This window comes from Clavibacter davisi, from assembly GCF_052751415.1.
Map to the genome: position 1 here is coordinate 2568343 of NZ_CP199882.1, position 18725 is coordinate 2587067.

General features: G+C 75.3%; 18 protein-coding genes and 1 pseudogene. 10 read left to right on the forward strand and 9 right to left on the reverse strand.

Annotated elements, in window-relative coordinates:
- Positions 1–99 precede the first annotated feature (99 nt).
- Both ACU4ZT_RS12085 and ACU4ZT_RS12090 read left to right on the forward strand, forming a co-directional pair.
- Positions 100–963, forward strand: coding sequence for a hypothetical protein (locus ACU4ZT_RS12085; RefSeq protein WP_445337258.1), 864 nt, complete (start codon positions 100–102; stop codon positions 961–963).
- Between the two features lie 59 nt (positions 964–1022).
- On the forward strand, positions 1023–1862 hold the full coding sequence (locus ACU4ZT_RS12090; RefSeq protein WP_270979628.1) for a hypothetical protein: 840 nt from the start codon (positions 1023–1025) through the stop codon (positions 1860–1862).
- Positions 1863–1928: 66 nt separating this feature from the next.
- Here ACU4ZT_RS12090 and ACU4ZT_RS12095 read toward each other — a convergent pair whose 3' ends face one another.
- The gene (locus ACU4ZT_RS12095) at positions 1929–3746 is read right to left on the reverse strand and encodes an ABC-F family ATP-binding cassette domain-containing protein (RefSeq protein WP_063072528.1); all 1818 of its coding nucleotides are present in this window, start codon (positions 3744–3746) and stop codon (positions 1929–1931) included.
- A 148-nt stretch (positions 3747–3894) separates the two neighbouring features.
- Between ACU4ZT_RS12095 and ACU4ZT_RS12100 the strand changes: the two genes are divergently transcribed.
- The 4 genes from ACU4ZT_RS12100 to ACU4ZT_RS12115 all read left to right on the forward strand — a co-directional run bounded on the left by ACU4ZT_RS12100 (position 3895) and on the right by ACU4ZT_RS12115 (position 7869).
- The gene (locus ACU4ZT_RS12100; RefSeq protein WP_270979630.1) at positions 3895–5145 is read left to right on the forward strand and encodes an MFS transporter; all 1251 of its coding nucleotides are present in this window, start codon (positions 3895–3897) and stop codon (positions 5143–5145) included.
- Positions 5146–5328: 183 nt separating this feature from the next.
- Positions 5329–5499 carry a hypothetical protein gene (locus ACU4ZT_RS12105; protein WP_270979631.1) on the forward strand — a complete coding sequence of 57 codons (171 nt, stop codon included), beginning with the start codon at positions 5329–5331 and terminating at the stop codon, positions 5497–5499.
- Positions 5500–5635: 136 nt separating this feature from the next.
- Positions 5636–7363, forward strand: coding sequence for a DUF2142 domain-containing protein (locus tag ACU4ZT_RS12110; RefSeq protein ID WP_414749065.1), 1728 nt, complete (start codon positions 5636–5638; stop codon positions 7361–7363).
- A complete protein-coding gene (locus ACU4ZT_RS12115) occupies positions 7360–7869 on the forward strand; it encodes a GtrA family protein (RefSeq protein ID WP_270979633.1) in 510 nt (169 codons plus the stop codon). Before ACU4ZT_RS12110 ends, ACU4ZT_RS12115 begins: the two co-directional genes overlap by 4 nt.
- A gap of 89 nt (positions 7870–7958) precedes the next feature.
- Here the strand turns inward: ACU4ZT_RS12115 and ACU4ZT_RS12120 are convergent.
- The 8 genes and pseudogenes from ACU4ZT_RS12120 to ACU4ZT_RS12155 all read right to left on the reverse strand — a co-directional run.
- Positions 7959–8261 (reverse strand): annotated as a pseudogene (locus ACU4ZT_RS12120) (DUF2304 family protein); the annotation flags it as partial.
- Complete coding sequence (locus ACU4ZT_RS12125; protein ID WP_063072525.1) at positions 8258–8992, reverse strand: glycosyltransferase family 2 protein; 735 nt, start codon at positions 8990–8992, stop codon at positions 8258–8260. The gene ACU4ZT_RS12125 and the pseudogene ACU4ZT_RS12120, both read right to left, overlap by 4 nt.
- A 76-nt stretch (positions 8993–9068) precedes the next feature.
- A complete protein-coding gene (locus ACU4ZT_RS12130) occupies positions 9069–9761 on the reverse strand; it encodes an ATP-binding cassette domain-containing protein (RefSeq protein ID WP_445337259.1) in 693 nt (230 codons plus the stop codon).
- Positions 9761–12037 carry a hypothetical protein gene (locus ACU4ZT_RS12135; protein ID WP_445337260.1) on the reverse strand — a complete coding sequence of 759 codons (2277 nt, stop codon included), beginning with the start codon at positions 12035–12037 and terminating at the stop codon, positions 9761–9763. The genes ACU4ZT_RS12130 and ACU4ZT_RS12135 overlap by 1 nt, the downstream gene beginning before the upstream one ends.
- Before the next feature lie 134 nt (positions 12038–12171).
- Positions 12172–12603 carry a molybdenum cofactor biosynthesis protein MoaE gene (locus ACU4ZT_RS12140; RefSeq protein ID WP_445337261.1) on the reverse strand — a complete coding sequence of 144 codons (432 nt, stop codon included), beginning with the start codon at positions 12601–12603 and terminating at the stop codon, positions 12172–12174.
- A complete protein-coding gene (locus ACU4ZT_RS12145; RefSeq protein WP_063072521.1) occupies positions 12600–13154 on the reverse strand; it encodes a MogA/MoaB family molybdenum cofactor biosynthesis protein in 555 nt (184 codons plus the stop codon). The genes ACU4ZT_RS12140 and ACU4ZT_RS12145 overlap by 4 nt, the downstream gene beginning before the upstream one ends.
- Positions 13151–13648, reverse strand: a complete 498-nt coding sequence (moaC, locus tag ACU4ZT_RS12150; RefSeq protein WP_063072520.1) for a cyclic pyranopterin monophosphate synthase MoaC — start codon at positions 13646–13648, stop codon at positions 13151–13153. Before moaC ends, ACU4ZT_RS12145 begins: the two co-directional genes overlap by 4 nt.
- Complete coding sequence (locus ACU4ZT_RS12155) at positions 13641–14936, reverse strand: molybdopterin molybdotransferase MoeA (protein ID WP_063072551.1); 1296 nt, start codon at positions 14934–14936, stop codon at positions 13641–13643. The genes moaC and ACU4ZT_RS12155 overlap by 8 nt, the downstream gene beginning before the upstream one ends.
- 227 nt (positions 14937–15163) lie before the next feature.
- Here ACU4ZT_RS12155 and ACU4ZT_RS12160 point away from each other — a divergent pair, with 227 nt between their 5' ends.
- The 4 genes from ACU4ZT_RS12160 (at position 15164) to ACU4ZT_RS12175 (ending at position 18714) form a co-directional block, all read left to right on the forward strand.
- Complete coding sequence (locus tag ACU4ZT_RS12160; RefSeq protein WP_270979640.1) at positions 15164–15937, forward strand: isocitrate lyase/PEP mutase family protein; 774 nt, start codon at positions 15164–15166, stop codon at positions 15935–15937.
- A gap of 97 nt (positions 15938–16034) precedes the next feature.
- Entirely contained in the window at positions 16035–16973 is a 939-nt protein-coding gene (locus ACU4ZT_RS12165) for an MTAP family purine nucleoside phosphorylase (RefSeq protein ID WP_270979642.1), read from the forward strand.
- Entirely contained in the window at positions 16970–18034 is a 1065-nt protein-coding gene (locus ACU4ZT_RS12170) for an NAD-dependent epimerase/dehydratase family protein (RefSeq protein ID WP_445337262.1), read from the forward strand. The genes ACU4ZT_RS12165 and ACU4ZT_RS12170 overlap by 4 nt, the downstream gene beginning before the upstream one ends.
- A 230-nt stretch (positions 18035–18264) precedes the next feature.
- Positions 18265–18714 carry a hypothetical protein gene (locus ACU4ZT_RS12175; protein ID WP_063072516.1) on the forward strand — a complete coding sequence of 150 codons (450 nt, stop codon included), beginning with the start codon at positions 18265–18267 and terminating at the stop codon, positions 18712–18714.
- The last annotated feature ends 11 nt before the right edge of the window (positions 18715–18725 follow it).

The window sequence follows — 18725 nt, forward strand, 5'->3', positions numbered from 1 at the left end:
GACGGTAGGTCGCGGCGGCACGGGATGTCGAACCGGGCCGTAACACGGGGACACCGCGGAGGCCCGCGCGATGTGGCAGGGTCGGCCACGGAGGTGCCCATGCACGACGACGACGACGTCTCCGCGCTCCCCCTCGAGGAGCTGCGGCGCCGGGTCTACGCGCAGGGGGCCGACGAGCGCGACGAGCGGTGGATCCGGGCGGCCGCCGAGCTCGCCCGCCGCGAGCGCGCGTCCCGGCCCGCCGCGGCCGCGGACGCGGACGCCGCAGCGGCCGTCGACGCCGACGGCGACACCGACGGATCCGACGGCGCCCCGGACGCGGACGGATCCGACGCCGACCCGCCCGCATCGCGCCGCCCCTCGCGTCGCGGCCTCGTCGGCGCGGCCGTCGCCCTGCTGGCGGTCGGCTTCCTCGCGGGCGGCGCGGTCGGCGCGGCCGTGAGCGCCGGATCCCCGGACGCGACGTCGGACGCCGGCTCCGGCGCGACCCCGGTCCCCGGCGCCGATGCGCCCCCGGCCGCCGCCGGATCCGCCGGCGGATCCTCCAGCCCCGGCACCCCGGCGCTCCTCGGCCCCGACTCCACCTCCGACCAGCGCAGCCGCCCGGTCAGCGCGGTGTTCGACGGGCCGCAGGAGGACGCCGACCGCCCGCCGAAGGCCGTCCGCGCCGACGTCGACCCCACCTCCATCCGCGCGGTGCAGACGAGCGTCGGCCTGTACGCGGGGCTGTCGACCACGGGCGACCCCTGCCTCCTCGTCTTCCCGAGCGGCGGCGCGGGCGTCGTCACGTGCGCGTCGCCCGACCGCGTCGCGTCCGACGGCCTGCGCATCGCGTGGACCACCGAGTTCCCGTCCCGCAACCGGGACGGCTCGACGGGCATGATCACGGGCGACGTCGAGGCGGCGTGGGCGGGCGACGGCCTCATCACGCTGACGACGCCGGACCGCATCCTCGCGTACTGAGCGGACTCCGCGGCCGCCGCCGGCGATGTGGGAGGGTCGGCGCGGGAAGGGGAACGCGCATGCACCCACGCACGTCCGGCCACGACGACCGCGGGCTCCGCTCGATGACGACCGACGAGCTCCGGCGGGCCGTCTACGCGCAGGGGGCCGACGAGTCCGACGAGCGGTGGATCCGCGCGGCCGCCGAGCTCACCCGCCGCGAGCCCGCGTCGCGGGCCGCGGAGGACGCGGACGCGGACGGCGCCGACCCGGCGTCCGACGCCGCCGAGGCGGCTCCCCCGACCCGCTCCCGCCGCGCGCTCGCGTGGGCCGGCGGTGCGCTCGCCCTCGGGCTGCTCGCCGGCGCGGGCATCGCCACGGGCCTCGGCGGATCCGCGGCCCCCGGCGCCGACACCAGCGCGACGCCGTCCGCCGACGCGTCCGCGTCCGCTTCCGCGGAGGAGCCGCCCGATCCCGCGCGCGTCCGGTCGCTCCTCGGCAGCGACATCACGCGCACCTCCGGCGGCATCACGGTCGAGGAGATCCTCGCCCGCCCGCAGGAGCAGGCCGACCGGCCACCCCGGTCGCCGGGCGGCGACGTCGACCTCACCACCATCCGGGGCGTGCAGACGAGCGTTGGCCTCTACGTGGCGCGCACGATCTCCGGCGACGCATGCCTGCTCGTGTACCCGTGGAGCGCATCCCGTCCGGGCCCGGACAGCAGCCCCGGCTCCGGCGTCGCCTCGTGCGCCCCGCCCGCGCAGCTCGCGGTGTCGGGCCTCGAGGTCACGTGGATCGCGGACATGCCGGTGCGCCGGTTCGACGGCGGCGTGGGGATGCGCGGCGGCGGGCTCACCGCCGTCTGGGCCGCGGACGGCCGCCTGACCCTGAGCTCGCCCGACGTCCCGCTCGCGTACTGACCGGCGGGACGGATCGATCCCGCGGGACGGATCGGCCCGGCGTGACGGATGGTCCCGGCCGGCGGATCAGCCCTCGAGCAGCTCGCTGAGCTCCATCCAGCGCGACTCGAGCGCCTCGACGTCGGCCTCGATGGCGCGCACGCCCTCGTTCAGCTTGCCGAGCCCGTCGTAGTCGTCCGGATCGTGGGTCGCCATGGCGTCGAGCGCCTGGCGGCGTCGCACGTCGGCCTTCTCGAGCTTCCGCGTGATGCTCGCGAGCTCCTTCTGCGCGTTCCGCAGCTCCGCGCCCTGGAGGGACGACCCGCCGGATCCGCCGAGCGTCGCGGTGGCCTGGCCGCCGACCTCGTCGGGCCGGGCGATCGTCGACCGCTCGGCGTTCGCCGGCTGGCGGCGGAGCTCGAGGTACTGCTCCACGCCGCGCGGGAGGTGGCGGAGGCTGCCGTTCATCACCGCGTACTGCTGGTCGGTGACGCGCTCCAGCAGGTACCGGTCGTGGCTCACGACGAGGAGCGTGCCGGGGAAGGAGTCCAGCAGGTCCTCCATCGCCGCGAGCATGTCGGTGTCGAGGTCGTTGGTGGGCTCGTCGAGGATGAGCACGTTCGGCTCGTCGAGCACGATGAGGAGGAGCTGGAGGCGGCGCTTCTGGCCGCCCGACAGGTCCTTGACGGGCGTGGACAGCTGCGCGCTCGTGAAGCCGAGGCGCTCGAGCAGCTGGCCGGGCGTCATCTCCTTGCCGCCCGCGACGTACGTGGTGCGCTGGCGGCCGATGACGGTGGAGACGCGGTCCTCGAGCACGTCCTTCAGCTCGTCGAGCTGCTGCGTGAGCACGGCGACCTTGATGGTCTTGCCGCGCTTGACCCTGCCGGTCGTGGGCTGGAGCGTGCCCGCGACGAGCGACAGGAGCGTGGACTTGCCCGCGCCGTTCACGCCGAGGATGCCCGTGCGCTCACCGGGTGCGATGCGCCACTCGACGTCCTTCAGGATCTGCTTGTCGCCGTAGCTGACGGACACGTCGAGCAGGTCGACCACGTCCTTGCCGAGCCGCTGCATCGCCATCGACGCGAGCGAGACGGTGTCGCGCGCGGGCGGCTCGTCGGCGATGAGGGCGTTGGCCGCCTCGATCCGGAACTTCGGCTTGGCCGTGCGCGCGGGCGCCCCGCGGCGCAGCCACGCGAGCTCCTTCTTCATCAGGTTCTGGCGCTTCGCCTCCGAGACGGCGGCGCTCCGGTCGCGCTCCACGCGCTGGAGGATGTACGCCGCGTAGCCGCCCTCGAACGGCTCGATGAGGCGGTCGTGGACCTCCCACGTGGCGTTCGCGACCTCGTCGAGGAACCACCGGTCGTGGGTCACGACGATGAGGCCGCCGGAGCTCGGCGCCCACCGGCGGCGGAGGTGGCCGGCGAGCCAGGCGATGCCCTCCACGTCGAGGTGGTTGGTGGGCTCGTCGAGGAAGAGGAGGTCGTGGTCGCCGATGAGGAGCTTCGCGAGCGCCACGCGGCGGCGCTGGCCGCCGGAGAGCTCGGCGACGTCGGCGTCCCACGGCACGTCGGACGCGAGGCCGTCGATCACGTCGCGGATGAGGGGGTTGCCCGCCCACTCGTGCTCGTCGATGCCGCCCACGATCGCCTGGCCCACGGTCTGGCCGTCGGGCAGCGTGTCGCTCTGGTCGAGCACGCCGACCGTGACGCCGCGGCGGCGCGTGACGCGGCCGCGGTCGGGCTCGAGGCGCCCGGCGAGGAGGGAGAGGAGGGTCGACTTGCCGTCGCCGTTGCGTCCGACGATGCCGATGCGGTCGCCCTCGTTCACCCCGATGGTCACGTCGTCGAAGATCACGCGCGTCGGGAACTCGAGGTGGAGCGCTTCGGCTCCCAGCAGATGGGCCACCGCACGAGCCTAGGTGACCCTCGCCCGGGGAATTCCCGCGAGCGGTCCGCCGTTGGCTCCCCTCGTGGCCCGGGAGGGCCGCGCGCTCGACGGGGAGCGGCCCGCCCGGCGGCTCGTCGCCGGGATCCGCCGACCGCGAGGAGCGCGCATGACCACCGACACCCGAGCCGTGACCGCCCGCCGCGAGCCGGTCGCCGGCCTCCTCGTCTACGCGCTCACGCTGCTCGTGCTCATCGCCTCGGGCGCCGCGCCCTCGCCCCTCTACCCGGTGTACCAGGAGGAGTGGGCGCTGCCGCCGGTGGTGCTGACGGCCGTCTTCGCGGTCTACGTGGCCGGCCTCCTCGCGACGCTGCTCACCGCCGGCCGCCTCTCGGACCACGTCGGCCGGCGGCCCGTGATCCTCGGGGCCCTCGCCGTCTCCACGGTCGCGATGCTCGTGTTCGCCTTCGCGCACGACGGGCTCGCGCTCGTGGTCGCCCGCATCCTCCAGGGCCTCGCGATCGGCCTCGCCACGGGCGCGCTCGGCGCCGGCATGATCGACCACCAGCCGTCCCGCCGCTCGGGCCTCGCCGCGTTCCTCAACGGCGTCGTCCCGCCGGCCGCGCTCACGGTCGGCGCGCTCGGCAGCGGCTTCCTCGTGGCCTACGGCCCCGCGCCCGAGGAGACGGTCTTCGTGGTGCTCGCGGCGCTCATGGTGGCGGCCGGGATCGCCGTCGCGTGCGTGCCCGAGCGCCAGCCGCGTCGGGCCGGGGCTCTCCGGTCGCTGATCCCGTCGGTCGCGGTGCCGCGCGCCGCCCGCTCGGTCTTCACCGCGGTCGTCGGCGGCATGATCGCGAGCTGGGCGCTCGGCGGCATGTTCCTGGCCTTCATCGGATCCGTGCTCGGCGACACCTTCGGCCTCCACAGCGCGGCGCTCACGGGCGCGGCCATCGCGCTCTTCACGGGCACGGGCGCGATCACCGGCATCGTGATCCGCACGCGCGACGCCCGGCGCAGCCTCGTCGTCGGCGTGGTCGCGCTCGTGCTCGGGCCGGTCGGCCTCGTCGCCGCCATCTGGACCGCGTCGCTCCCCCTCTTCGCGGTCGCCGCGGTCGTGGGCGGCGTGGGCTTCGGCGCCGGCTTCCAGGCGGGCCTCCGGCTGGTGCTCGCCGAGGCGCCGGTCGCCGAGCGCGCGAGCCTGCTCTCCTCGGTCTACGTCGCGAGCTACCTCGCGTTCGGCGTCCCGAGCGTGGTCGCGGGGGTGTTCGTGCAGGCCGACGGCCTGCCGATCGTCCTCACCGTCTACGGCGCGTTCGTCGCCGCGAGCGCCCTGGTCGCGCTCGTGCTGCAGCTCGTCGGCCGCCGCACGCGCCGGGCCGAGCGGATCGCCGACGCGCTCGACGCCGCCGCCGTCTCCTGATCGCTACCGCGCGCGGGGGCGCGCGGGGCGCGGATCGGGGTGCGCCCTGTCGTCCTGCCGGGGTCGCGGGCGGGACGGTCCGGGGTAGCATCGGGGCGCCGAGCGGCCCGCTGCACCTCCTCCGCCGCTCGCCCCTCCGGTCGGGATCCCGTCCGGCCGCGCCCGAACCGAAGGAAGACCCCCGTGGCATTCATCGTCGTCCTGCTCGTCCTCTGGCTGATCCTCACCGTCGTCGGCTTCGCCATCAAGGGCCTCGTCTGGCTCGGGATCATCGGCATCATCCTCGTCGTGGGCACCATCGTTCTCGGTGCCCTCCGTCGCCGCTACAACGCGGCCAAGACGCCCAAGCCGTAGGGGTCGCGGGGCGGCGGGGCCGCGCGGGCGACGGGCTATCCTCGACTCGGACCGCGGTACCGCTCTGGCGCCGCGCCGTCCGCAGGGTGCCCGCCGGCCGCTCCTGTCCGCACGCGCAGCACATCCCGGAGAACCCATGACGCGAACGCCCCCGCACGCCCGCGCCCCGCACGTCGACGGCCGGCAGCGTCGGGCGTCGCTCCTCGTGTTCCTCGCGGCCCTCCTCGGCATCGGCGTGGTCAGCGGGCTGTGGGCGGTCACGATGCCGCTCGGCGCGAGCCCGGACGAGCCCGCGCACCTCAACAAGGCGGCGTCGGTCGTGCGCGGCCAGTACCTCGGGGACGTCACCGACGATCCGCAGGTGCGCATCGTCCAGGTGCCCGCCGGCGTCGCGTACTCGGACCCCGCCTCGTGCGCCCGGCACCAGCCGGACACCACGGCCGACTGCGCGCCCGGGTACCCGCCGGGAGACGCGGCCGACGAGATCGTCACCACCCAGACGAGCGCCGGCCTCTACGACCCCCTCTACTACCTGCTCGTCGGCTGGCCGACCCTGATCTGGGGCGGCACCACCACGGGCGTGTTCGGCATGCGCCTGGTCAGCGCGCTCCTCTGCACGCTGCTCTCGGCCGCCGCCATCGCGTACCTCGCCCGGCTGCCGCGCCCCGTCCTCCCCGTCATGGCCGCGTTCGCGGGGCTCACTCCCACGGCGTTCTCGCTGTTCGGCGCCGTGAACCCGAACGGGTTCGAGGTCGCGGCCACGATGGCGTTCGCCGCCGCGTACGTCAGCGGGCTCGTCCGCGGGGGCCCGGTGAGCTGGCGCACCGCCGCGTTCCTCGCGGTGACCGGCGGCGTGCTCGTGCACGCGCGCGGCCTGTCGCCCATGTGGCTCGGCCTGGTCGTGGTCGCGGGCGCCTGCCTCGTCGGCTGGATCCGGTTCTGGGCCTACCTCCGCCGGCCGCAGGTGCTCGCCGCCGTCGGGGTCGTCGCCGCGTCCACCGGGCTCGCGCTGGCGTGGATCCTCAACACGGGCTCGCTCGCGGCCGTCGGCGTCTACGAGGGGGCCGGCATGAGCTTCCAGAAGGGCTTCACGATCATGCTCGAGCGCACCTTCGACTACGCCCGCGACATGGTGGGCGACTTCGGCTGGCTCGACACCGCGATCCCGTCGTACGCGGTGTTCGCCTACTTCGTGGGCTGCGGCGTGCTGGTGGCCGTGGCGATGATGGTCCCCGCGCCGCCCGGCGGACGTCGCGCGGTCCTGGTCGGCCTCGTCGGCTTCCTCATCCTGCCCGCGCTCGTGCAGGCGTCGTCGGTGACGACGTCCGGATTCGTGTGGCAGGGCCGGTACAACCTGCCGGCGTACGTGGTGCTGATCCTGATCGCGGCCGTCGTCGCGGCGCCCGCCTACGACCGGGTGACCGCCCTCGTGCGCCGCCGGATCCTCGTGCTGGTCGCCGTGGTGCACGGCCTCGCCGCGTTCGTCGCCCTGATGACGTTCCTGCGCCGCAACTCGGTCGGCCTCAGCGCCTCGTGGGCCGATCTGCTGTTCCGCCCGCGCTGGTCGCCGCCCGTCGTGGGGGTGGAGCCGTGGATCGTCGCGATGGCCGTCGCCTCCGTCGTCGTCGGCGCCGCGGTGCTGCTCGCCGTGGTGGCTGCCGGACGCGGAGCGCCTGCCGAATCGCCGGGCCGCCATGCCGCGACCACGGGCACGGTGGCGGCCGCGGCCGCGGCCCACCCGGCCGTCGTGCCCGGATCGCGCCCCGGCGGCGCGGGCGATGCCGGCGAGCCCGATGCCGGCGAGCCGTCCGCGGCGTCGCCGCGTGCCACCCGGCCCGGCGCCGACGGGTCGTCCCCCGCGTGAGCACCGGCATCCCGGGCCGCATCGCGCGCTTCCGCGCCGGCCGCCTCTACGGGCCCTTCGTCTACCTCGCCGTGGGCGGGGTGGCGTTCGTCGTCGACCTCGGCCTGCTCATCGTCTGCCGCGACGTGCTCGGCTGGCCCCTCAGCGGCGCCAGCGCCACCTCGTTCTGGGCGGGTCTGCTCGTCAGCTATGTGATGCAGCGCTTCCTGACGTTCCGCCACCAGCGCTCGGACTGGCACAGCCTCTGGAAGTACGCGGTGCTCGTGGCCGTGAACTCGCTCGCGACCGTGCTCATCATCGAGCTGTTCGACCGCATCGGCGCCGGCTACATCGTGGGCAAGTTCGTCTCCACGGCGCTGACGACGCTGTGGAACTACGCCGCCTACCGGTTCTGGGTGTTCGCGGACCGGTCGGCGGGGGCGCCGGTCGCCTCGGATGCCGAGACCCCCGGAGCCGACGGCGACGCCGCGCCGGGCGCGCGCCCCGCGGAGCCGACGGCGGGCTGATCCCGGGACGCCGCGGCCTCGGCCGCGTCGCGCGCCGCCCGCGCTTCGCTCTCCAGGTCGTGCAGCCGGAGGTCGGTCATCGCGCTCTCCTCCGCGAGGCGGCGCACCTTGTCCTCCAGGTCGGTGAGCTCGGCGCTGAACTGCACGCACACCAGGAAGATCACGACGATGCTCGCGAAGAACGCGAGGTTGAGCGGCTCCTGCACGCCCAGGAACGCGGCGAGGCCCGAGAGCAGCGGCGGGAAGACGCTGATCACCAGCGCGACCACGCCGGCCACCAGCCACCACACGGCGTGACGCTCGCGGAGTCGGCGGCGGCGGAGGCGCTCGATGACGACGCCCACGGCGAGCAGCGCCGCGACGAGGGTGAAGACGTAGCTGGTGGGGTTCACGCGGTGACCGCCTTGATGGATCGGTTGATCGGACGGATGAGGGCGATCACGAGCGCCATGCCGGCGCGCGCCAGGTAGATGGCGGCCTTCGCCGGGTTGTGCGACGCGACGCCGCCGGCGCGGGGCCGCATCGACACGGGCACCTGCTCGATGGTGAGGCCGTGGCGGGCCGCGATGACGAGCGACTCGACCGTGTCGCCGAGGTACTCGGCCGGGTAGTTCTCGGCGAAGAGCGCGATGGCGCGCGGGCCGGAGCCGCGGTAGCCCGAGGTCGTGTCGGTGAGGGGCGTGCGCGCGATGCGGCTGAGCGTGAAGCTGAGGAACCTCATCGCCCACTTGCGCGGGCCGGAGACCTCGTAGTCGCCCTCGCCCGCGAAGCGCGCGCCGATGACGACGTCCTTGCGCTGGAGGGCCTCGAGCAGCTGCGGGACGCTCTCCGGGTTGTGCTGCCCGTCGGAGTCGATCTGGATCACGTTGTCGAAGCCGTGCCGCTGCGCGTAGCGGAAGCCCGCGCGCATCGCGCCGCCGACGCCGAGGTTGAACGGGAGCTCCAGGACGCGGGCGCCGGCCTCGTGCGCGACCTCGACCGTGCGGTCCTTCGAGCCGTCGCTGACGACGAGGCACGCGATGCCGGGCAGGGTCCCGAGGACCTCCCGCACGACCGCGCCGACCGCCTCCTCCTCGTTGAACGCGGGCATGACGATGAGGGTCGTGCTCAGGCTGGCGGGCATGCCACGAGGGTAGCAACAGGTCGCGCGGCGCCCGCACGGGATCGCCGGGCCGGCCGGCCGAGCGACGCCACCCGGGCTAACGCGGGCGCTCGAGCGACACCACGCGGCTGCAGGCCGCGGCCACCTCGGGATCGTGGGTGACGATCACGACGGCGGTCCCCCGGCGGCGCATCCCGTCGAGCAGGTCGAGCACACGCGCGCGGTTCGCCGGATCCAGAGAACCGGTCGGCTCGTCGGCCAGCACGAGGGCCCGCGGCCGGAGCGCCAGCCGCGCCAGCGCCAGGCGCTGCTGCTCGCCGCCGGACAGCTCGTAGACGCGATCGCGGGCGTGGTCGGCGAGCCCCACCGAGGCCAGCGCCTCCTCCCGCCGGTCGGCACGTGATCGGCGGGTGCCTCCCGTCCACGACTGCGCGACCCGCAGGTTCCCCTCGGCCGTCTCCTCGTCCAGGAGCGCGAAGCTCTGGAACAGGTACCCGATCCGCTCCGCGAGCAGACGACGCGCACCCCGGGATCCCGGACGCGGGGCGGGCCGGTCGAAGAGCCGCAGGTCGCCGGACGTCGGGCGGTCGAGGAGCCCGATCATGTTCAGCGCCGTGGACTTCCCGCACCCGCTCCGACCCGTCAGGGCCACCATCTCGCCCGCCTCGACGCGCAGCGACAGCCCGCGCACCACCTGTCGTCCACGGAACGAGCGGGTCACGTCGGTGAGCTCGCAGACCACCGTGCCGGGAGCCGCGGGGATGACGTGCGTGGATCCGGTCTCGTGCATCAGAAGGCTCCCTTGAGGATGTCGACGGTGCGCCGTCGCTCGAGGCGCACCGCCCACGCCGCGGAGACGACCAGCTCGATGGCGAGCACGGCCGCCGTGGTGATCAGGACCCCGCCGACGCCCGCGTCCGCGCTGCTCCCGTCCGCCGCCGTCGCGGTGCCGAGGCCCGCGTAGCCCGACGCGTGCGCGGCGAGCGCGGCACCGAACTGGACCGCCCAGATGGCGCCGAGAACGCCGAGGGGCTCCGCGTAGCGCCGCACGAGCCCGTGGCCGAACATCCGGCGGATCACGATCCGGCGGGAGGACCGCTCGAACATCAGGCCGACGCTCTGCCGGGTCAGCACGAGGACGCCCACGAGCAGGAGCGCACCCACGAGGGCGAGGAGCCGCAGCTCGTCGTCGAGGCGCTGCACCTCCGCCGCCTGGTGGTCGTCGAGGGTGGTCAGGTGGGTGAGGTTGTCATCCAGATGGAGGCGCCGGAGCGTCGGGGCGAGCTCGGCCAGCGTGGCGTCGGTGGAGCCGCCGTCGAGACGGACCTTGAGGGCATCGCCGATCCCGCTGCTCATCATGTTCGCGCGGTCGAACCCGACGCTGCCCGCCCGGGTCATGACCTGCACGACGGGGTCCGTCACGCTCCCGCCGTCCTCCGCCCCCACCGACGGGTCGAAGGCGAAGAGGCGCTGGCCGGGCTGTGTCCAGATGATCCGCACCTGCTGCCTCGACGTGTCGAGCCCCCCGTCGCGATGGAAGAGGGATCGGTCCGCCTGCCCCATGCCGCGCCGCGCGTCCTGGAAGGTGCGCCGCAGATCGTCCTCCCGTCCGCGCATCGTCGCCGGGACGAGCACGGTCCAGTCCGCGTCCGCCTCGTCGACGACCACGGGCTCCCCGTCCTCCCCGAGGACCGGGAACGCCGTCAGGTAGGCGGGGTTGACGACGAGGGAGGCGGGATGCGTCGATCCGCCGCGCGACCCGCCATCCGGACTCGGGCGATCAGGGGCCCGCAGCCCCGACGCGTCGACGTACAGCGCGCCACGCGCATCGAGCTCGTCGTAGAGGTCGTACGCCTCGTTCGCGAGGCGGCCCAGGTCCGACCCGCCCCCGGTCTCGCCGTCGTCGCTGATCGCCTGCGGATGGAACACGGCGTAGCCCGAGGCGCGGCTCCAGCTGCCGACCAGCTCCTGCTGGTGCCGGATGACCTGGACCTGCGATGCCGTGGTGGCGCCCGTGATCACGAGCGCGACGGTCGCGGCGGCCTTCAGCGTCGTGCTGGTCCAGAAGAGCGCTCGCGTGTCCTTCCGGTCCTTCAGGGCGTCCGCGATGCGCAGCCGTCGGATCGTGACGCAGGTGAGGGACGAGGCGACGAGGAGCGCGCCGAGGAGCCGGGCGACCGCGCCGCCGACGATGACCGCCAGCGCGACCGTGCTCCCGGGCACGAGCGCGGTGGCCGCCACCGCGAGCGCTCCCGCAGTCCCCACGGCGAGGAGCAGGAGCCGGCCCGTGAGGAGGAACCACACCTCGATCGTGCCGCGGCCGTGCAGCCGGAGCACGCCCGTGCGCCGGGCCTGCGCGAGCTGGCGGTAGAGGATGAGGATGACGACGAACAGGAACAGGATGACGACGACGGCGGTCACCGGCTCGACTCCGCCCGTGCTCGATCCTCCGCCGCTGTGCGGCGTCGCCAGGAGGTCGGCCGTGAGGGCCGCCTGGGGAGCGCGCTCGTCCACGAGCGCGGCGACGCGCTCCAGGAACGCGCGGCAGTCCTCCCGGGACCGGCACTCCATGCGGTACGCGCCGTCGGGCAGCAGGGTGTCGAATGCGGTGCGCAGGGGCCGGATGAGGAACCGGTCGTCCTCGCCGAGGTCCGCGATGGTGCCGACGGCCGAGGGGTCGCCGACCGCTGCCGTGGCGACGGAGCCGGTGCTGCCCCGGGACTCCTCCGGCGTGAGGAAGCGGCCCGTCGACAGCGGGAAGGCGCTCGGGAGCTGCGATCCGTCGGCGAGGAGCACGTAGAGCGTCGTCTTCTCCTGCGCGCCGTCGACGCCCTCCGCCTGGCGGATGACCGAGACGCCGGTCTCCTGGGCGGCGGTGGCGAAGGCGTCCGCGACGATGCCCGGATCCGTCGTCTCGGGCAGGACCGGGACGACGAACGGCGAGCCCCACCCCGCCGCGACCGCGTCGCGCGCCGCGCGGTCCCGCATGTCGGCGTCGACGGCGGCGGATCCCGCGACGACGAACGTGAGCACCACGCAGAGGACGACGAGGAGCCTCGAGATCATCGGGCTGTGGGGGAGGACGATCCGCTCCGTCGCACGAGGTGCCCTCCGGTCGGGTCGGCGAGCGCCGATGACCGGAACCTAGGACACCGGGTCGGCGCCGCGCGCGTCTGTCCACATGCCCACCCGGACGCGGCTCAGCCCAGCGACGCCACCCACTCGCTCGTGCCGTCGTCGAAGGCCTGCTGCTTCCAGATGGGGACGCGCTGCTTGACCTCGTCCACCAGGAGGCCGCACGCGGCGAACGCGTCAGCGCGGTGCGCGGAGGAGACGGCGCAGGTGAGCGCGACGTCGCCGATGCCGAGGCGGCCGATGCGGTGCTCGACGGCGATGCGCACGTTGGGGTACCGGGCCGAGACGTCGAGCGCGACCTGCTGGATCGCCTGGCGGGCGGCCGGATGCGCGGAGTAGTCGAGCCAGAGGACGCCGCGGCCGTCGTCGTGGTCGCGCACGACGCCCTCGAAGGTCACGACGGCGCCGGCGTCGTCGGCCCGGACGGCGTCGGCGCAGTCCTCGACGCGGATCGCGCCGCCGGCGATGCGGGCGAAGAGCACGCGGTCGGCGGTCACGAGGCGGCTCCCGCGTCCACAGACGCGGCGGCGGGTCGCGTGTCGGCGTCCGCGTCCGTCGCCGGGTGCACGGAACCCCGGATCTGCGCGAGCACGTGGTCGAGGATCCCGTCGAGCAGCCCCAGCCCGTCGCGCACACCACCGGGCGAGCCGGGCAGGTTCATCACGAACGCGCCGCCCGCGACGCCCGCGTGCCCGCGGGTGAGCACGGCCGTCGGCGTGTGGGCCGTGCCGACGCGGCGGGCCTCCTCCATGATCCCGGGGAGCTCGAGGTCGAGGAGCGGCCGCGTCGCCTCGGGCGTGCGGTCGGTGGGCGTGACGCCGGTGCCGCCGGTGGTGAGGATCACGCGCGCGTCGCCCGCCACCGCCTCGGCGAGCGCGGACGCCACCCCGGGTCCGTCCGCGCGCACGAGCGGACCGACGACCTCGAAGCCGCGCTCGGCGAGCCAGGCGGCGATGACGGGTCCGGTGCGGTCCTCGTACTCCCCTGCGGCAGCACGGGTGGAGGCGACGATCACGACCGCCCGGCCGCGCGGATCCGCGGCGCTCACGCCCGCTCCCAATCGCCGGACTTGCCGCCCTGCTTCTCGCGCACGAGCACGTCGGTGATGACGGCCCGCGCGTCGACGGCCTTGAGCATGTCGTAGAGCGTGAGCGCGGCGACCGAGGCGGCGGTGAGCGCCTCCATCTCCACGCCCGTGACGCCCGTGGTGCTCACCGACGCGACCACCGTGAGCCGGTCGTCGGCCCCCGTGATGTCGATCTCGATCCGGCCGATCGGCAGCGGGTGGCAGAGCGGGATGAGGCTCGAGGTCTGCTTGGCCGCCATGATGCCCGCGATGCGGGCCGTGCCGACCGCCTCGCCCTTGGGGAGGTCGCCGGAGATCACCGCCGCGACCACCTCGGGCCGCGTGACGAGCACGGCCTGGGCGACGGCGCGGCGCTTCGTGACGGCCTTGTCGGTCACGTCGACCATGTGGGCGGATCCGTCCTGCCGCAGGTGGGTGAGGGACGGCGTGGCGGCCGGCGTGGCGGGATCAGTCATCGATGCTCCAGACGGTGACGGGGTCGCCGGCCTCGAGCCGGGCGACGTCCGCAGGGATGTGGACGAGGTGGGTGGCGGTCGCGTACGCGTGCAGCAGGTGCGATCCGGGCCCGCCGACCGCGACGACGCGTCCGTCGGCGTCGAGGCGCCCGCGCCGCACCTGGTGCTTGCCGGCGGGCGAGTCGAGCGGCTCCGCCAGCGGCAGCTCGCGCGACGGGCGGTCGGGATGCGCGTGGCCGGCGATCCGCCTCAGCACCGGACGGAGGAACAGCTCGAAGGAGACGAGCGCGCTGACGGGGTTGCCGGGGAAGGCGACCACGGTTATCCGCGCGCCGCCGACCTCGGCCGTGCCGAGGCCCTGCGGCCCGCCCGGCTGGACCGCGACGGAGGCGAACTCGACGCCGCCGCCCTCGAGCACGTCGCGCACGACCTCGTAGGCGCCGGCGCTGACGCCGCCCGTCGTGATCAGGAGGTCGACGCCGGTCGCGGCGTCGCGGAGGGCGTCGCGGACCCGGTCGGGGTCGTCGGACGCGACCCGCAGCGGACGGACCGCGGCGCCGGCGTCCTGCAGGGCCGCGGCGAGCGCGATCGAGTTGGCGTCGTGGATCTGCCCGGGCGCGAGCTCCTCGCCGGGGCCGCGCAGCTCGAGACCGGTGGAGAGGAGGAGCACGACGGGGCGGCGGCGGACCGCGACGCTCGCCACGCCCGCGGACGCGAGGACTCCGAGGTGCGCGGGCAGGAGGCGCGTGCCGGCCGCGACGAGGACGCCGCCCGCGGCGAGGTCGCTGCCCTGCGCGCGGACGAACGCGCCCGGATCCACGGGTGCGGTGAAGGAGACGGTCGCGTCCGCGGCGCCCTCGTCGACGAAGCGGTCGGGCGTCGCGGCCTCGATGGGCACGACCGCGTCCGCACCGGGCGGGACGGGCGCGCCGGTCATGCAGGGGGCCGCGGTGCCGGGCGCCAGCGGCTCGGGCGCGACGCCCGCGGGGATGCGCGGGGCGATGCGGAGCGTCGCCGGACGCGCGTCGGTCGCGCCCGCGAGGTCGGCCGCGCGCACCGCGTAGCCGTCCATCTGCGAGTTGCGGAACGGCGGCAGGTCGAGGGGGCTGGCCACGTCGCGGGCGAGGACGCGGCCGACGTGGCGGTGCGGATCCGCCGCGAGCGCCTCGGCGGAGACCGGCAGCTCCTCGGGCGGCAGCTCGGCGAACGGCGCGAGGAGGGCCTCGACGGCGGATCGGTGCTCGTCGACCGTGCGGCGTCGTCGGTCCGCGGGGCGGTCGGGGGTCATGAGCCCATCATCCCCCGGGGCGGCGGCGCTCGCCGTGCAGATGATCGCCGTGGTGGCGGCGGGGACGGGGCTGCTCGTCGCCGCTGTGCGCTCGGCGGCCGGTCGCCGGCGCTGAGCTGCGGCCCCGCATGGGTCCGCCGCTCCTCCCCAGGCGCCGGCCGTACGCGCGTGTCCGGGTCCCGAAGCCGCCCCTGCCGCCCGCCGCCCGGCCGTCCTAGGGTCGGACCATGACCATCGCCGCCCGCGGGCAGAACCTCGTCGACCTCCACACCGCACCCGAGCTCCTCCGGGTGGTGAACGTGTGGGACGCCATCTCGGCCGCCGCCATCGGCTCGCTGCCCGAGACGAAGGCGCTCGCCACCGCGAGCCACTCCATCGCCGCCACCTTCGGGTACGAGGACGGCGAGAGGATCCCGCTCGACCTCCACCTCGACATGATCGGCCGCATCGTCGCCGCCGTCGAGCAGCCCGTCTCCGCCGACCTCGAGTCGGGCTACGGCGACGCGGGCGAGACCGTGCGCCGGGCCGTCGGCGTGGGCGTCGTCGGCGCCAACCTGGAGGACGGCATGCGCCCCCTCGCCGACTCGATCCGCGCGGTCGAGGCCGCCGTCGCCGCCGCGCAGGCCGAGGGCGTCCCGTTCGCGCTCAACGCCCGCACCGACGCCTACGTGCTGGGCGGGGACCGCGACCGGTCCGACATCCTGGCCGACGCCGTCGAGCGCAGCCGCGCGTACCTGGCCGCCGGCGCCACGTCGATCTTCGTGCCCGGCCCGCTCACCGAGGACGAGGTGCGCACGCTCGTGGACGCGCTCGGCCCGCAGCGCCTCACGGTCATCGGCGTCCCCGGATCCCTCTCCCCCGCCCGCTTCGAGGAGTTGGGCGTCGCCCGCATCTCCTACGGGCCGTGGACCCAGCGGGTCGCGCTCACGGCACTGCAGGACACGGCGAAGGACCTGTACGCGGGTGGCGCGCTGCCCGAGGGGACGCGCCCGCTCAACTGAGCGGGTCACGTCCGCGTCGAGCGGGGCGCGGCGGATGCGGTCGAGCCCGCGTCCACCGCGCCCTGGTTGACTGGCCACCCACCCGAAGGAGCACGACGTGACCGACACCCCCGCCGCGGCGCCCGCCGCATCCGCCCCCCGCGCCGAGATCGGCGTCATCGGCGGCTCCGGCCTCTACGCGCTGCTCGACCCCGCCACGAGCGAGTCCCACCGCATCGAGACGCCGTTCGGCCCCACCTCGAGCGAGGTGACCGTGGGCGAGCTGGCCGGGCGGCGCGTCGCGTTCCTCACGCGGCACGGCGCGGACCACTCGGTCGCGCCGCACCTCATCGACTACCGGGCGAACGTGTGGGCGCTCGCGTCGCTCGGCGTCACGGCCATCGTGTCGTCGTCCGCGGTGGGCGGCGTCTCGCCGGACTACCCGCCGGGATCGCTCGTGCTCACGGACCAGCTGCTCGACCGCACGTGGGGCCGACCCGACACCTTCTTCGACCAGGGCGTCGTGCAGCACCTCTCCGCGGCGGATCCCTTCGACCCCGAGCTGCACGGCCTCGCCGCCGCCGCGCTCGTGGAGTTGGAGGGCGGCGACCGCGCGGATCCCGCGGGGCCGCTCCGTACCTCCGGCACGGTCGTCGTGATCCAGGGGCCGCGCTTCTCCACCCGCGCCGAGTCGCTGTGGTTCCGCCAGGCGGGCGCGCACATCGTCAACATGACGCAGTACCCGGAGGTCGTGCTCGCGTCCGAGCTCAACATCGGCACGGTCAACCTGTCGTTCGTCACCGACGCCGATGCGGGCCTCGCGCCCCTCCCCGGCGAGCAGGGCGACGCCGTCACCGCCGAGCTGGTGTTCGCCCGGCTCCGGGAGGCGCAGCCGCGCATCGTGCGGGCGATCGAGGCGGTCATCCGCGCGATCCCGGCCGACTACCGCGGCCGGCCGCTCATCGACCGGGACGCGGTGGCGTCCGTGCTCGCGCGACCCGTCACCGGCACGGCGGGCTCGGCAGGCACGACCGACGCGGACGGGGCGCGCTCGTGAGCGACGGGATCCTTCTCGTCACGGGCGGCGCCGGGTTCATCGGCGGCACGGTCGTCGCGGCCGCCCTGGCGGAGGGGCGCCGCGTGCGCATCCTCGACTCGCTGCGCGCCGACGTGCACGGCGGCACCCCCGAGATCGACCCGCGGGCGGAGCTCGTGCACGGCGACGTCACGGATCCGGACCAGGTGGCCCGCGCGCTCGACGGCGTCGACGCCGTGTGCCACCAGGCCGCCAAGGTCGGCCTCGGCGTCGACTTCCTCGACGCCCCCGACTACGTGCACACGAACGACGGCGGCACCGCCGTGCTGCTCGCCGCCATGACGCGCGCCGGCGTCGACCGGCTCGTGCTCGCGAGCTCCATGGTGGTCTACGGCGAGGGCGCCTACGCGGGCGCAGACGGCCCGGTGCGCCCGCCCGCGCGCCGCGTCGCCGACCTCGACGCGGGGATGTTCGATCCGGTCGATCCCGCCACGGGCGAGCCGCTCGTCCCCGCGCTCATCGGCGAGGACGTGCCCCTGGATCCGCGCAACGTCTACGCCACCACGAAGCTCGCGCAGGAGAACCTCGCCAGCTCCTGGACCCGCGCCACGGGCGGTCGCGCGGCAGCCCTCCGGTACCACAACGTGTACGGGCCGGGCATGCCGCAGAACACGCCCTACGCGGGCGTCGCGTCGCTGTTCCGCTCGGCGCTCGCGCGCGGCGAGGCGCCCCGCGTCTTCGAGGACGGCCGGCAGCGCCGCGACTTCGTGCACGTGCGCGACGTCGCCGGCGCGAACCTCGCCGCCCTCGCCTGGACCGCGGATCGAGAGGCCGGGTCCTTCCGCGCCTTCAACGTGGGCAGCGGCACCGTGCACACCATCGGCGAGATGGCGGAGGCGCTCGCGCGGGAGGCGGGCGGATCCGCGCCCGTCACCACGGGCGAGTACCGGCTCGGCGACGTGCGGCACATCACGGCCTCCTCCGAGCGGCTCCGCACGGAGCTGGGATGGGCGCCGCAGGTGGGCTTCGAGGAGGGCATGCGGGAGTTCGCGAGGGCGCCCCTGCGGACCGCGGTCGGCTGAGCGCCGGCCCACCGCGCGTGCAAGGGCGGGCCGGGAAGGCCGCGCGTGGCGGGCGTGTCGCGCGTTTGGGGCGTGCCGCTCTCCGCGGCAGCCGCGGCGTCTGCGGGCGAGGCGGCTCGGGCGCCTGCCGGGCGAGGCGGCTCGGGCGTCGTCCCCGGGTGCCGATCGGCGGGGCATCACGGTACCCCCGGCGGACGAGACCACCGGCGCGCGCCCGCGAGACTGGTCGCATGACCCCCGCTGCATCCCGCCGCGCCGCCATGCGCTGCGGCATCGCCCTGACCGTGAGCGCCGCGACGCTCGCCCTCACCGCGTGCTCCGACATCACCGACGACCTGGCCGACATCTACGCCATCACCTACGAGGTGACCACGACGGGGGCGGCGGACGGCGGGCTCGCGGATGTCTCCTACGCGGAGGCGGCCCGCCGCGGTCACCCGTCGATCGTGAAGGAGGTCGGCACCGTGTCCTTCTCCCCCGGCGACGACTCGGCGAGCTCGATCTGGTCGGCCGAGACGGTCGTCACCGCGGAGGACTGGGCCTTCGTCCAGGCGACTCCGCGGGACGGCGAGGCGCTGACCTGCCGGATCCTCGTCGACGGCGTGAAGGAGATCGCCTCCTCGACGGCCGCGGCGGGCCAGCCCGTGACGTGCCAGGTGCCCACCGCGCCGTTCAGCTGACCCGCGCCGGT